Here is a 13,840-nt window from a genome sequence, read left to right as displayed (position 1 = left end):
AAAGCAAAAAGAGGTCGTTGCGCAGTGCGCAGATTCATTTTTATTAAAGGGAAAAAGCAGACAGCCGCGGCGGGGCGCGGGTTTCGGGGTAGAGCCAGGGAAAGTAACGCCAGTGTTTTAATACCGGCCGAGAAGCCGGCAGGCGAATGCGCCGCAGGAGCATGGCGACGAACAACGCCAGCGCGAAAAGCAGCCCCGGGACGTGGGCTAACAGCACGCAATAGCCACACGCTTCGGCATGATCCAGCGGCAGTTCGTGTCCGGTATGCGTAGCGCCGTCTGCGCTATGCGTCATCGCCATCTCGTGGCCAGGCATCTGCGCCATACTCGCTGGCGAGCTGTCCATCATCATGGCGTGGTGCATGCCGGGCATGGCGCTCATGGGGTCTTTTTGCAGGGAGACGGAGATCAGGGGAGCCACGACGATCAGCAGGATCGCCAACAGCGCCAGCCAGGCGGCTCGCCGTTTAGGTGTCGTTTGCTGAAAACTGTTGCTGACCACCGCCCCTCCGAATAGAGGGCGTATTGTAAATGATTTACATCACGATGGTTACAACAAAGATAAAAAAAGGGCCGGCCCTGAGGCCAGCCCTTTTTGTCAGGATGTCGCGAAAGCGAATCTTAGTTAAGACGCTCTTTGATACGAGCAGACTTACCAGTGCGCTCACGCAGGTAGTACAGTTTAGCTTTACGTACAGCACCACGACGTTTAACAGCAATGCTGTCAACTACCGGAGAGTGAGTCTGGAAGACACGCTCAACGCCTTCGCCGTTGGAAATTTTGCGAACAGTGAATGCAGAGTGCAGACCGCGGTTACGAATAGCGATAACCACGCCCTCGAATGCCTGCAGACGTTTTTTGGAACCTTCAACAACCCATACTTTCACTTCCACGGTATCACCCGGACGGAAGGAAGGTACGTCCTGCTTCATCTGTTCTTGTTCAAGTTGCTTAATAATGTTGCTCATAATTTAATCTCTTATCCTGGGTAAACTGATATTGGGGGCTCACGCCTGCCCATCATGTTTATGCTGCTGTTGCGCGTGTTCAGTTTTGAACTCCGCCAGCAGCTTTGCTTGCTCTTCAGTCAGAGCCAGGTTTTCCAGAAGTTCAGGTCTTCTAAGCCAGGTTCGGCCCAGCGACTGCTTCAGACGCCAGCGACGTATCTCAGCATGGTTTCCCGACAGCAATACTGGCGGTACTTCCATCTCTTCTAACACTTCAGGACGGGTATAGTGGGGACAATCCAGCAACCCATCAGCAAAGGAATCTTCCGTTGCTGATGCTTCATGGCCCAGTACCCCCGGAATGAACCGGGAAACGGAGTCAATCAGCGTCATTGCCGGTAACTCACCACCGCTGAGAACGTAATCGCCGATTGACCATTCTTCGTCAATTTCGGTTTGGATTACGCGCTCGTCTATCCCTTCGTAGCGACCGCACACCAGAATCAGTTTCTGATTCGTTGCCAGTTCGCTGACGCCCGCTTGATCAAGCTTGCGTCCCTGAGGTGACAGATAAATCACCTTCGCGCCTTCACCTGCCGCGGCTTTTGCTGCATGAATGGCATCCCGTAAGGGTTGCACCATCATTAGCATCCCCGGTCCGCCGCCGTAAGGACGATCGTCCACGGTACGGTGCCGGTCATGCGTGAAGTCGCGAGGACTCCAGCTTTCGATGCTCAGCAGGCCATTTTTTACTGCCCGGCCAGTTACCCCGTAATCGGTAATTGCGCGGAACATTTCAGGAAACAGGCTAATTATGCCAATCCACATAGCGCCGTCTTTTACCGTTTATCCGGAGAATTTAAAAACCAGGATCCCAATCTACTTCGATAGTACGCGTAGTGAGATCGACTTTCTTGATAACCTGCCCATCGAGGAACGGAACCAACCGCTCCTTGATACCAAATGCATCTTTCAGGTTTGCCTTGATGACGAGCACGTCATTAGACCCGGTTTCCATCATATCGATGACTTTACCGAGGCTATAGCCTTCCGTTGTCACTACCTGGCAGCCCATCAGGTCTTTCCAGTAGTAGTCACCCTCTTCCAGCTCCGGCAACTGCGATGAATCCACGATAATTTCGCAATTAGTCAGTAGATTCGCGGCATCACGATCGTCAACGCCTTTCAGCTTGATGATGATGTCCTGATTGTGGTGGCGCCAGCTTTCCAGCTCAACGACCTGCCACTGACCCGCCTTCTGGATTAACCAGGGCTGATAGTCAAAAATGCTTTCGGCGTCTTCGGTGGAGGAAAACACTCTGAGCCAACCACGGATACCGTAGGAAGAACCCATTTTCCCCAATACGATCGGATCAACAGGTGCTTGTGCGGTGTGTTGCTTGCTCATCATGACCACCGTGACAGATTAAGCTGCTTTGTTAGCGGCTTTGATCAGCGCGGCAACGCGATCGGAAACAGTAGCGCCCTGGCCAACCCAGTGAGCGATACGATCCAGATCCAGGCGAGTCTCTTCTTCCGCACCGTTAGCGATCGGGTTGAAGAAACCAACGCGCTCGATGAAGCGACCGTTGCGTGCATTACGGCTGTCGGTGACAACAACCTGGTAGAACGGACGCTTTTTAGCGCCGTGACGTGCTAAACGAATAGTTACCATAACATCCTCTTGTGTGAATAAAACAACCGGGCCCCATCGAGGAACGGAGCCCGGTGTCATATTAAAAGCCCGAAAATTTTACTGATTTCTGTGCAAAAATCAATTCAAAACTACATACGCTAAATAATTCGAGTTGCAGGACAAAACGCGAAAGCGTTTTGAACAGCGCTTGCGCTGGCCCCGAAGGGGTGAGGCCGAATGGCCGAATCACGCGGCAAGTGAGTAAATCCCCGGGAGCGTACACAAGTACGTGACCGGGGTGAACGAACGCAGCCAACGCATCTGCGGCTTGAATTATGACGCGTATTAGCGGCCCGGGAAGCCTGGAGGCATCATCCCTTTCATCCCGCGCATCATCTTCATCATGCCGCCTTTCGACTTCATCTTCTTCATCATGCGCTGCATGTCGTCGAACTGCTTGAGCAGACGGTTCACATCCTGCACCTGCATTCCGCAGCCGGCGGCGATACGTCGCTTACGTGAACCTTTGATGATTTCCGGCTTGGCGCGCTCTTTCAGGGTCATCGAGTTGATGATCGCTTCCATACGCACCAGCACTTTGTCATCCATTTGCGCTTTCACGTTGTCCGGGATCTGGCCCATACCCGGCAGCTTGCCCATCAGGCTGGCCATGCCGCCCATGTTTTTCATCTGGCGCAGCTGCTCAAGGAAGTCGGTGAGATCGAAACCGTCTCCTTTCTTCAGCTTGGAGGCCAGCTTCTCGGCCTGCGCGCGGTCGACTTTGCTCTCGATATCTTCGATCAGCGACAGCACGTCGCCCATGCCGAGGATGCGGGAGGCGACGCGGTCCGGATGGAACGGCTCCAGCGCTTCGGTTTTCTCGCCGACGCCGAGGAATTTAATCGGCTTGCCGGTAATATGGCGAATCGACAGCGCCGCGCCGCCGCGGGCGTCGCCGTCCACTTTGGTCAGCACCACGCCGGTCAGCGGCAGCGCTTCGTTAAAGGCTTTGGCGGTATTCGCCGCATCCTGGCCGGTCATCGCATCGACGACGAACAGGGTTTCAACCGGATTAATGGCGGCGTGGACGTGCTTAATTTCGTCCATCATCGCTTCGTCAACGTGCAGACGACCGGCGGTATCCACCAGCAGCACGTCGTAGAATTTGAGCTTCGCTTCTTTCAGCGCCGCGTTGACGATATCAACCGGCTTCTGGCCGACGTCGGACGGGAAGAAGTCGACGCCGACCTGCTCGGCCAGGGTCTCCAGCTGTTTGATCGCCGCCGGGCGGTAAACGTCCGCGGAGACCACCAGCACTTTCTTCTTGTGCTTCTCGCGCAGGAATTTCCCCAGCTTACCGACGCTGGTGGTTTTACCGGCGCCCTGCAGGCCCGCCATCAGCACCACCGCCGGCGGCTGCGCCGCCAGGTCGAGGGTCTGGTTCTCTTCGCCCATCGCCGCCACCAGTTCGTTGCGGACGATTTTGACGAACTCCTGACCCGGGGTTAGGCTTTTATTGACTTCATGGCCGACCGCGCTCTCTTTGACGCGGCTGATGAAATCACGTACCACCGGAAGCGCAACGTCCGCTTCCAGCAGCGCCATGCGCACTTCGCGCAGGGTGTCTTTAATATTGTCTTCTGTAAGGCGTCCGCGGCCGCTAATGTTGCGCAGCGTACGCGACAAACGATCGGTTAAATTATCAAACATTGTCTCTCGCCTGAGGTGGAAACGGTCGGTCGCCGCAGCGACACACAAAACGAATGTGGCGGAGTATAACACGACATCAATCTGAATGTGCTGCAACGGTTGGAGCAGAGGCCTGCTGACGTTATACTGCTTCTCTTTCTTATTTATCCAACAGCCGACACCTATGCCTGTTTTTGCTCTACTCGCCCTTGTCGCCTACTCTGTCAGCCTCGCGCTGATTATCCCCGGCTTGCTGCAAAAAAACAGCAGCTGGCGGCGAATGGCGATTTTATCAGCGACTATCGCGTTGATCTGCCATGCTTTTGCGCTGGAAGCACGGATATTCCCCGGCGGCGAGAGCGGGCAAAACCTCAGCTTACTGAACGTCGGGTCGCTGGTGAGCCTGATGATCTGTACGGTAATGACTATCGTGGCCTCGCGCAATCGCGGCTGGCTGCTGCTGCCTATCGTCTATGCCTTCGCGCTGATCAATCTGGCCTTCGCCACCTTCGTGCCTAACGAATATATCACCCACCTGGAAACCACCCCGGGGATGCTGGTGCATATCGGCCTGTCGCTCTTCTCCTACGCCACGCTGATCATTGCCGCGCTGTATGCGCTACAGCTGGCGTGGATCGACTACCAGTTAAAGAACAAAAAGCTGGCCTTCAGTAGCGAAATGCCGCCGCTGATGAGCATTGAGCGCAAAATGTTCCACATCACCCAGGTCGGCGTGGTGCTGCTGACCCTGACGCTGTGTAGCGGTCTGTTCTATATGCACAATCTGTTCAGCAGCGAAAACATTGATAAAGCGGTGCTGTCGATTATTGCGTGGTTCGTCTATATCGTCCTGCTGTGGGGCCACTATCATGAAGGGTGGCGCGGACGTCGTGTGGTCTGGTTCAGCGTCGCTGGCGCCGGTCTGCTGACGCTGGCCTATTTTGGTAGCCGCGTGCTGCAACAGTTCGTGAGCTAAGTCTTTTAAGGAATCCTACGTGGAACATATCTCCACCACCACGCTGATCATAACGCTGATCGTCATGGTGATTATCTCTGCCTATTTCTCCGGTTCCGAAACCGGCATGATGACGCTGAACCGCTACCGGCTGCGTCATATGGCGAAACAAGGCAACCGCCCCGCCAAGCGCGTGGAGAAGCTGCTGCGCAAGCCGGACCGCCTGATTAGCCTTGTGCTTATCGGCAATAACCTCGTCAACATTCTCGCCTCGGCGTTGGGCACCATCGTCGGCATGCGCCTCTACGGCGATGCCGGCGTCGCGATCGCCACCGGCGTGCTCACCTTTGTGGTGCTGGTATTTGCCGAAGTCCTGCCGAAAACCATCGCCGCCCTCTATCCGGAAAAGGTCGCCTACCCCAGCAGCTTCCTGTTGGCGCCCCTGCAGGTGCTGATGATGCCCCTGGTGTGGCTGCTGAATACCATCACCCGCATGCTGATGCGCATGATGGGCATCCGCACTGATACCGTCATCAGCAGCGCCCTGAGTAAAGATGAACTGCGCACGATTGTGAATGAATCCCGTTCACAAATCTCACGACGCAATCAGGATATGCTGCTGTCGGTGCTGGACCTGGAGAAGGTCAGCGTTAACGACATCATGGTGCCGCGCAATGAGATTGTCGGCATCGACATCAATGACGACTGGAAATCTATCGTCCGCCAACTGACCCACTCCCCACACGGCCGCATTGTGCTCTACCGCGATTCGCTGGACGATGCCATCAGCATGCTGCGCGTCCGCGAAGCCTACCGCCTGATGACGGAGAAGAAAGAGTTCACAAAAGAAATCATGCTGCGGGCGGCAGATGAGATCTACTTTGTTCCGGAAGGGACGCCGCTCAGCACCCAGCTGGTGAAATTTCAGCGCAATAAAAAGAAAGTCGGCCTGGTGGTTAATGAATACGGCGATATTCAGGGGCTGGTTACCGTAGAAGATATTCTTGAAGAGATTGTCGGCGACTTCACCACCTCCATGTCACCCACCCTGGCGGAGGAAGTGACCCCGCTCAACGACGGTACGGTGATAATCGACGGCAGCGCCAACGTTCGCGAGATCAACAAAGCGTTCAACTGGAACCTGCCGGAAGATGAAGCGCGCACCATCAACGGTATCATCCTTGAAGCGCTGGAAGAGATCCCGGTCCCGGGCACCCGCGTGCGCATTGAGCAGTATGATATTGATATCCTCGACGTGCAGGACAACATGATCAAACAGGTGAAAGTGATGCCGGTGAAATCATTACGCGAGAGCGTCGCGGAGTAGCGCGAGCGAAGGAATTAACATCACGGTGGGCTGCGGCCCGCCGTTTTTTTTCTCGCGCCGGGAGCGATGGCATAAAAAACGGCCGCCCGCGGGCAGCCGTTGAGCAAGGCAGCAAACGTTATTTCGCTTTTGCTACCGTCACCATCGCGGCGCGAATGGTGCGGCCGTTCAGGGTGTAACCTTTCTGCATCACGGCCAGCACGTTGCCCGCCGCCACGTCTTCAGACTCGACCATCGCAATGGCCTGGTGGACGTTCGGATCCAGCGGAACGTTGGTGTCGGCGATCACTTCCACGCCAAACTTACGCACTACGTCCAGCATAGATTTGAGGGTCAGTTCGATCCCTTCCACCATCGGCGCCAGCTCCGGGTTAGCCTTGTCGGCCACTTCCAGCGCGCGGTCCAGGCTGTCGATCACCGGCAGCAGTTCATTGACGAATTTTTCCAGCGCGAATTTGTGCGCTTTCTCGATATCCTGCTCGGTACGACGACGCAGGTTATCTTCGTCGGCTTTGGCACGCAGCATCACTTCACGTTCACGTTTCTGCGCTTCAGCCAGCTGGGCTTCCAGATTCGCAATTTTTTCATCGCGCGGATCCACCTGCTCAGCCGAAACTTCAGGCTCTACCGCCTCAACGTCGTCGTGCTGCTCCGTGATAATTTCTTCCGGGGCTTGCCCCTCAGGCGTTTTCTGTTCTTTACTACTCATGAATTTCTCCGCGTTTTTTTCGCATTCATCTCGCTAACTTCGCTTATTATGGGGATCAGTTTCCGGGTTTCAAGGGAAGCGGACAGATTGTCACTATTTCATTTAACGCAAGGACATCCAGATCATGAAGAACCATTTCAAGTGTATCGGCATTGTGGGACATCCTCGTCACCCCACCGCCCTGACCACACATGAAATGCTCTGGCGCTGGCTGTGCAGCAAAGGGTATGAAGTGCTGGTTGAACAGCAGATCGCCCATGAACTCCAGCTCAGCAACGTGAAAACCGGCACGCTGGCGGAGATTGGCCAACAGGCCGACCTCGCGGTGGTAGTGGGCGGCGACGGCAATATGCTCGGCGCGGCGCGGACTCTGGCCCGTTATGACATTAATGTCATCGGCATTAACCGCGGCAACCTCGGCTTTCTCACCGACCTGGACCCGGACAACGCCCTGCAGCAGCTCGCCGACGTACTGGAAGGCCACTACATCGCGGAAAAACGCTTTCTGCTGGAGGCCCAGGTGTGCCAGCAGGATTGCCAGAAACGCATCAGCACCGCCATCAACGAAGTGGTGCTGCACCCCGGCAAAGTGGCGCATATGATTGAGTTCGAAGTCTATATCGATGAAGTCTTTGCCTTCTCCCAGCGCTCCGACGGCCTGATTATCTCCACTCCGACCGGCTCCACGGCCTATTCGCTGTCGGCCGGCGGCCCGATCCTCACCCCGTCGCTGGACGCCATCACCCTGGTGCCGATGTTCCCGCACACCCTCTCGGCGCGACCGCTGGTGATCAACGGCGACAGCAACATCCGCCTGCGCTTCTCTCACCGCTGCAGCGATCTGGAGATCAGCTGCGACAGCCAGATTGCCCTGCCGATCCAGGATGGCGAAGACGTTCTCATTCGCCGCTGTGATTATCACCTCAATCTGATTCACCCTAAAGATTACAGCTATTTCAATACATTAAGCACCAAGCTCGGCTGGTCGAAAAAATTGTTCTGATTTACATCGCTGCCTCTTTACTGGATAAAAAACCAGTCTATACTGTACGAAAACACAGTATTGGTTTTTCATACAGGAAGGCAGCTATGTTGGCGCAACTCACCATCAGTAATTTTGCTATCGTTCGTGAACTGGAAATTGATTTCCACAGCGGCATGACCGCCATCACCGGGGAAACCGGCGCCGGGAAATCCATTGCCATCGACGCGCTGGGGCTGTGCCTCGGCGGCAGAGCGGAAGCCGACATGGTGCGTCGCGGCGCCACCCGTGCCGACCTGTGCGCGCGCTTCGCGCTGAAAGATACCCCGGCCGCCCAGCGCTGGCTGGAAGAGAACCAGCTGGAGAGCGGGCGTGAGTGTTTACTTCGCCGGGTGATCAGCGCCGACGGCCGCTCGCGCGGCTTCATCAACGGCACCGCCGTCCCGCTCTCGCAGCTGCGCGAGCTGGGCCAGCTGCTGATCCAGATCCACGGCCAGCATGCGCACCAGCTGTTGACCAAACCCGAACACCAGAAAACGCTGCTCGACGGCTATACAGGTGAGTATGCGCTCACTCAGCGCATGGCAGAGCACTATCGCCAGTGGCACCAGAGCTGCCGCGAGCTGGCCCAGCATCAGCAGCAGAGCCAGGAGCGCGCCGCCCGCGCCGATCTGCTGCAGTACCAGCTTAAAGAGCTGAACGAATTTAACCCGCTGGCGGGAGAGTTTGAGCAGATTGACGAAGAGTACAAACGCCTGGCCAACAGCGGTCAGCTGCTCAGCACCTGTCAGCACGCCCTGACGGTACTGGCGGACGGCGAAGAGGCCAACCTGCAGAGCCAGCTTTATACCGCGAAGCAGCTGGTCAGCGAGCTGGTGGGTATGGACAGCAAGCTTTCCGGCGTGCTGGATATGCTGGAAGAGGCGGCCATTCAGCTCAGCGAGGCCAGCGATGAGCTGCGCCACTATCACGACCGTCTGGACCTCGATCCTAATCGTCTGTTCGAACTTGAGCAGCGGATTTCCCGGCAAATCGCGCTGGCGCGTAAACACCAGGTGATGCCGGAAGAGCTGCCGGCGGTTTATCAGGCGATGCTCGAAGAGCAGCGCCTGCTGGACGACAGCGCCGGCTCGCTGGAATCCCTCAGCCAGCAGGTGGTCGAACATCATCAGCTGGCGCTGGAGACCGCGCGCCAACTGCACGCCCTGCGCCAGGCCAGCGCCGACGAGCTAACCCAGCTTATCACCGAGAGTATGCACTCACTTTCGATGCCGCACGGGGTCTTCGCGATTGAGGTCGCTTTCGATGAACGCCATCTCACCGCCGACGGCGCCGATCATATTGAGTTCCGCGTCACCACTAACCCGGGGCAGCCGCTGCAGCCGATCGCGAAAGTGGCCTCTGGCGGTGAATTGTCGCGTATTGCGCTGGCGATTCAGGTGATCACCGCGCGTAAAATGGAAACCCCGGCGCTGATCTTCGACGAAGTGGACGTCGGCATCAGCGGCCCTACCGCGGCGGTGGTCGGCAAGCTGCTGCGCCAGCTGGGCGAGTCCACGCAGGTGATGTGCGTTACCCACCTGCCGCAGGTCGCAGGCTGCGGCCACCATCATTTCTTTGTCTGCAAAGAGACCGATGGCGAGATGACCGAAACCCATATGCAGCCGCTGGATAAGCGTGCTCGTCTGCAGGAGCTGGCTCGCCTGCTGGGCGGCAGCGAGGTCACGCGCAACACCCTGGCGAACGCGAAAGAGTTGCTTGCGGCGTAAACTTTTTGATTTTCACAGGGTCATAGTGAACAGCAAATTGCCTGCTGACCGCAGCCGGAGGTTTCCATCGGCGCGAAGGTCTATTATTATCGGCATATTACAGATGAGCCACGTACTGCTCGGGCCCAAAAAGGAATCAAATCACTATGCGCTGTAAAACGCTGACTGCTGCCGCAGCGGTTCTTCTTATGTTGACCGCAGGCTGTTCCACTCTGGAACGAGTGGTTTACCGTCCTGACATCAACCAGGGTAACTATCTGGCACCTAACGATGTAGCAAAAATTCGTGTCGGTATGACGCAACAGCAGGTTGCTTATGCTCTCGGAACGCCAATGATGTCGGATCCGTTCGGTACCAACACCTGGTTCTATGTATTCCGTCAGGAGCCGGGCCACGAGAAAGTGACTCAGCAGACCCTGACCCTGACCTTCAACAATGGCGGCGTGTTAACCAACATTGATAACAAGCCCGCGCTGACCAGTCAGTAAGGCCCGGAAAAGCAAAAAGCGCTCAATGAGCGCTTTTTTTATGGCCGATAGCGGGTCTGCAGCTGCCGGTTACTTCGCGGCGTTTTTCTCCGCCCGCTGGCGACGCAGCTCTTTCGGATCTGCGATCAGCGGGCGATAGATTTCCACCCGGTCGCCGTCATGGACTTCGTCGTGCAGCTTAACCGGACGACTGTAAATACCCAGCTTGTTTTTCGCCAGATCGATGTCATCACGCAGCGCCAGCAGGCCGCTGGCGATAATCGCCTGCTCGACCGTCGCCCCCTCGTCCAGAGTGACCCGCTGCAGGTACTGCTTTTCAGGCAGTGCGTAAGCGACCTCAACACGAATATTAGCTGGCACTGTAGACCTCTTTGGCGCGCGAAGTGAACGCCTGCACCATGTTGGCGGCCAGTTCCTTAAAGACCCGGCCAAAGGCCATCTCAATCAGCTTATTGGTAAACTCAAAATCGAGATGGAACTCGATTTTGCACGCCTCCGGGCTCAGCGGAATAAACTTCCAGCCGCCAATCAGCTTCTTGAACGGGCCATCCACCAGGCTCATCAAAATGCTCTGGTTGCTGGTCAGTGTATTCCGGGTCGTGAAGGTCTTACTGATGCCGGCTTTGGACACATCAACCGCCGCCGTCATTTGCGTCGGCCCGAATTCCAGCACGCGGCTACCGGTGCAGCCTGGCAGAAAATCAGGATAGGACTTCACATCGTTTACCAGTTGATACATCTGTTCCGCGCTGAAAGGCACCAGCGCAGTACGGCTAATCTGAGGCATAGCAGGTTCCACATTTAAACACAGTGCAAATAATATCATTTATCTGCTGCTAAAAAAAACGCTGTGCCGCAACTCGTGCTAAGATGCGCAGTACACCTCGCAGGATGCGATCGAGGTAACTGTGTATAAGACGATGACTTCAGGACATTATGACTAAGAAAAAAGCCCACAAACCTGGATCAGCCACCATTGCGCTGAATAAACGCGCCCGTCACGAATACTTTATCGAAGATGAATACGAGGCTGGTCTCGCCCTGCAGGGCTGGGAAGTCAAATCCCTGCGTGCAGGCAAAGCCAACATCGGCGATAGCTATGTCATCCTGAAGGATGGCGAAGCCTTCCTGTTCGGCGCCAACTTTACGCCCATGGCCGTGGCTTCCACCCACTATGTCTGCGACCCGACGCGTACCCGTAAGCTGCTGCTCAACCAGCGCGAACTCGATACGCTGTACGGCCGCATTAACCGCGAAGGTTACACCGTTGTCGCTCTGTCGCTGTACTGGAAGAATGCCTGGTGCAAAGTGAAAATCGGCGTCGCCAAAGGTAAGAAACAGCATGACAAGCGTACCGATCTGAAAGATCGTGAATGGGCGCTGGATAAGGCGCGTATTATGAAGCACGCCGGACGCTAACCCCCTCCCCTGAGGGCCAGCTCTCGCTGGCCCTTACGCTATATCCTTGTTGATGCTGCTTTTTCGTCCACCCCTGCTGAAAGAATCCTGCGTTATGGGGCTGGTAACGACATTCACAAATCTGTTATACTTGACCTACACATTGGGGCTGATTCTGGATTCGACGGGATTTGCGAAACCCAAGGTGCATGCCGAGGGGCGGTTGGCCTCGTAAAAAGCCGCAAAAAATAGTCGCAAACGACGAAAACTACGCTTTAGCAGCTTAATAACCTGCTCTGAGCCCTCTCTCCCTAGCTTCCGCTCTTAAGACGGGGATCAAAGAGAGGTCAAACCCAAAAGAGATCGCGTGGATGCCCTGCCTGGGGTTGAAGCGTTAAATCTAATCAGGCTAGTTTGTTAGTGGCGTGTCTGTCCGTAGCTGGCAAGCGAATGTAAAGACTGACTAAGCATGTAGTGCCGAGGATGTAGGAATTTCGGACGCGGGTTCAACTCCCGCCAGCTCCACCAAAATTCTCCATCGGTGATTACCAGAGTCATCCGATGAAGTCCTAAGAGCCCGCACGGCGCAAGCCCTGCGGGCTTTTTTGTGTCTGTCGTTGTCCGAGAACATCCGGTCAAATCCTGTGATTATTGGTACACGTTTAGATACACGCTATAGTGTTGTCCATTAAACGTGTACCAATCATGGAAGGAATCCAGATATGGGGCGCATCACACGCCTCCTCACTAACAACGAAATCCTCAAAGCTAAACCCCGTGCAAAAGACTTCCCCCTTCATGATGGCGATGGCCTGTTTTTACTCTTCAAACCTCCGGTAAAAAACTCTAGCGTTTCCGTTATCAACGACCGGGAAGCAGCAGCCGCATGAATTTGAGTCTCGGCTCATACCCTGCCCTTACACTCGCAGCAGCTCGTCAGATACGTGACCAGCACTTGACCATACTCGCGCAAGGTATGGATCCACAATAGGAACAGGAACAGTAACAAGCGTCAGAACAACGCCAGATTGAGTTAGACAGCATTTTTTCAACTGTGACTGCCAACTGGTTCCAGATAAAAAGCAGAAGTGTCACACAGGATTATGCAAAGGATATTTGGCGTTCTTTGGATAAAGATGTGTTCCCGGCAATCGGTACGATACCCGTACTGGAGGTAAAGGCCAGAACGATAGTTGAAGCACTTGAGACAATCAAAGCGCTAGAGGCATTGGAGACAGTTCGCCGCCTGGTACAACGTATTAATGAAATAATGATTTATGTGGTTAACACTGGTCTGATAGATGCGAATCCGGCCTCAAGTGTTGGCATGGCCTTTGAGAAACCAAAAAAGCAAAACATGCCGACGCTGCGGCCAGAAGAATTGCCAAAATTGATGCGGTCACTGGTTATGTCTAATTTAACTGTTCCGACACGCTGTCTTATCGAGTGGCAGCTTCTAACACTTGTGCGTCCCTCTGAGGCTTCAGGTACTCGATGGTTAGAGATCGATATAGATGACAAGCTTTGGACAATTCCAGCCGAACGGATGAAGGCCAAGCGTGAGCACATTGTAGCTGTATCTCCTCAGCCATTAGAGATTCTGGAAGTGATGAAGCCAATCAGTGCTCATCGTGAACATGTTTTCCCCAGTAGGAATGATCCTAAGCAACCTATGAATAGTCAGACTGCTAATGCTGCACTGAAGAGAATTGGTTATGGTGGGAAACTTGTTGCGCATGGATTACGCTCTATAGCAAGTACAGCGCTAAACGAGGCTGGTTTTAATCCAGACGTAATTGAAGCGGCGCTTGCTCACAGCGATAAAAATGAAGTTCGTAGAGCATACAATCGTTCAACTTATCTTGAACAACGTATAGACTTGATGAATTGGTGGGGTGAATTTGCGCACAAAAACCACCACCTCATGCAAGCAATTTAA

Annotated in this window: 15 protein-coding genes, 1 other RNA gene and 1 pseudogene; 8 read left to right on the top strand and 9 right to left on the bottom strand. The window is 54.9% G+C overall.

The annotated features are described in order from the left end of the window. Positions 1-43: 43 nt before the first annotated feature. The 6 genes from L2I46_RS17295 to ffh all read right to left on the bottom strand — a co-directional run bounded on the left by L2I46_RS17295 (position 44) and on the right by ffh (position 4,294). Positions 44-502 carry a DUF2946 domain-containing protein gene (locus L2I46_RS17295; protein WP_032453748.1) on the bottom strand — a complete coding sequence of 153 codons (459 nt, stop codon included), beginning with the start codon at positions 500-502 and terminating at the stop codon, positions 44-46. A gap of 119 nt (positions 503-621) precedes the next feature. Beyond that, positions 622-969 (bottom strand): 50S ribosomal protein L19, encoded by a 348-nt coding sequence (gene rplS / locus L2I46_RS17290; protein ID WP_002914145.1) that lies wholly within the window; start codon positions 967-969, stop codon positions 622-624. Positions 970-1,008: 39 nt separating this feature from the next. After that, positions 1,009-1,776, bottom strand: a complete 768-nt coding sequence (gene trmD, locus L2I46_RS17285) for a tRNA (guanosine(37)-N1)-methyltransferase TrmD (protein WP_002914147.1) — start codon at positions 1,774-1,776, stop codon at positions 1,009-1,011. A gap of 31 nt (positions 1,777-1,807) precedes the next feature. Then, the gene (gene rimM / locus L2I46_RS17280) at positions 1,808-2,356 is read right to left on the bottom strand and encodes a ribosome maturation factor RimM (protein ID WP_004150977.1); all 549 of its coding nucleotides are present in this window, start codon (positions 2,354-2,356) and stop codon (positions 1,808-1,810) included. 18 nt (positions 2,357-2,374) lie between these two features. Next, a complete protein-coding gene (gene rpsP / locus L2I46_RS17275) occupies positions 2,375-2,623 on the bottom strand; it encodes a 30S ribosomal protein S16 (RefSeq protein WP_002914149.1) in 249 nt (82 codons plus the stop codon). 306 nt (positions 2,624-2,929) lie between these two features. Continuing rightward, a complete protein-coding gene (gene ffh / locus L2I46_RS17270; RefSeq protein ID WP_002914152.1) occupies positions 2,930-4,294 on the bottom strand; it encodes a signal recognition particle protein in 1,365 nt (454 codons plus the stop codon). A gap of 163 nt (positions 4,295-4,457) precedes the next feature. Here ffh and L2I46_RS17265 point away from each other — a divergent pair, with 163 nt between their 5' ends. Beyond that, positions 4,458-5,249, top strand: coding sequence for a cytochrome C assembly family protein (locus L2I46_RS17265; RefSeq protein WP_002914153.1), 792 nt, complete (start codon positions 4,458-4,460; stop codon positions 5,247-5,249). 19 nt (positions 5,250-5,268) lie between these two features. Continuing rightward, a complete protein-coding gene (locus L2I46_RS17260) occupies positions 5,269-6,555 on the top strand; it encodes an HlyC/CorC family transporter (RefSeq protein ID WP_023290690.1) in 1,287 nt (428 codons plus the stop codon). 118 nt (positions 6,556-6,673) lie between these two features. Here L2I46_RS17260 and grpE read toward each other — a convergent pair whose 3' ends face one another. After that, positions 6,674-7,264, bottom strand: a complete 591-nt coding sequence (gene grpE, locus L2I46_RS17255; protein ID WP_004174800.1) for a nucleotide exchange factor GrpE — start codon at positions 7,262-7,264, stop codon at positions 6,674-6,676. 124 nt (positions 7,265-7,388) lie between these two features. Between grpE and nadK the strand changes: the two genes are divergently transcribed. The 3 genes from nadK (at position 7,389) to bamE (ending at position 10,503) form a co-directional block, all read left to right on the top strand. Further along, positions 7,389-8,267, top strand: coding sequence for an NAD(+) kinase (gene nadK, locus L2I46_RS17250; protein ID WP_163589320.1), 879 nt, complete (start codon positions 7,389-7,391; stop codon positions 8,265-8,267). Between the two features lie 86 nt (positions 8,268-8,353). Further along, on the top strand, positions 8,354-10,015 hold the full coding sequence (gene recN / locus L2I46_RS17245) for a DNA repair protein RecN (protein ID WP_004206849.1): 1,662 nt from the start codon (positions 8,354-8,356) through the stop codon (positions 10,013-10,015). Positions 10,016-10,161: 146 nt separating this feature from the next. Then, complete coding sequence (gene bamE / locus L2I46_RS17240) at positions 10,162-10,503, top strand: outer membrane protein assembly factor BamE (RefSeq protein ID WP_004206850.1); 342 nt, start codon at positions 10,162-10,164, stop codon at positions 10,501-10,503. Positions 10,504-10,572: 69 nt separating this feature from the next. Here the strand turns inward: bamE and L2I46_RS17235 are convergent, their stop codons facing one another. Both L2I46_RS17235 and L2I46_RS17230 read right to left on the bottom strand, forming a co-directional pair. After that, positions 10,573-10,863 carry an RnfH family protein gene (locus L2I46_RS17235; RefSeq protein ID WP_004206851.1) on the bottom strand — a complete coding sequence of 97 codons (291 nt, stop codon included), beginning with the start codon at positions 10,861-10,863 and terminating at the stop codon, positions 10,573-10,575. After that, positions 10,853-11,290 (bottom strand): type II toxin-antitoxin system RatA family toxin, encoded by a 438-nt coding sequence (locus L2I46_RS17230; protein WP_008806099.1) that lies wholly within the window; start codon positions 11,288-11,290, stop codon positions 10,853-10,855. The genes L2I46_RS17235 and L2I46_RS17230 overlap by 11 nt, the downstream gene beginning before the upstream one ends. Positions 11,291-11,439: 149 nt before the next feature. Here L2I46_RS17230 and smpB point away from each other — a divergent pair, with 149 nt between their 5' ends. The 3 genes and pseudogenes from smpB to L2I46_RS17215 all read left to right on the top strand — a co-directional run bounded on the left by smpB (position 11,440) and on the right by L2I46_RS17215 (position 13,840). Then, a complete protein-coding gene (gene smpB / locus L2I46_RS17225) occupies positions 11,440-11,922 on the top strand; it encodes an SsrA-binding protein SmpB (protein ID WP_002914164.1) in 483 nt (160 codons plus the stop codon). Positions 11,923-12,066: 144 nt separating this feature from the next. Continuing rightward, positions 12,067-12,429: a transfer-messenger RNA gene (gene ssrA / locus L2I46_RS17220) on the top strand. Positions 12,430-12,623: 194 nt separating this feature from the next. After that, positions 12,624-13,840, top strand: a pseudogene (locus L2I46_RS17215) (integrase domain-containing protein).

Origin of the sequence: Klebsiella sp. 2019SCSN059 (genome assembly GCF_021739525.1) — a bacterium.
Classification (GTDB): domain Bacteria; phylum Pseudomonadota; class Gammaproteobacteria; order Enterobacterales; family Enterobacteriaceae; genus Klebsiella; species Klebsiella quasipneumoniae.
This window is presented reverse-complemented; position numbering and strand designations above follow the sequence as displayed.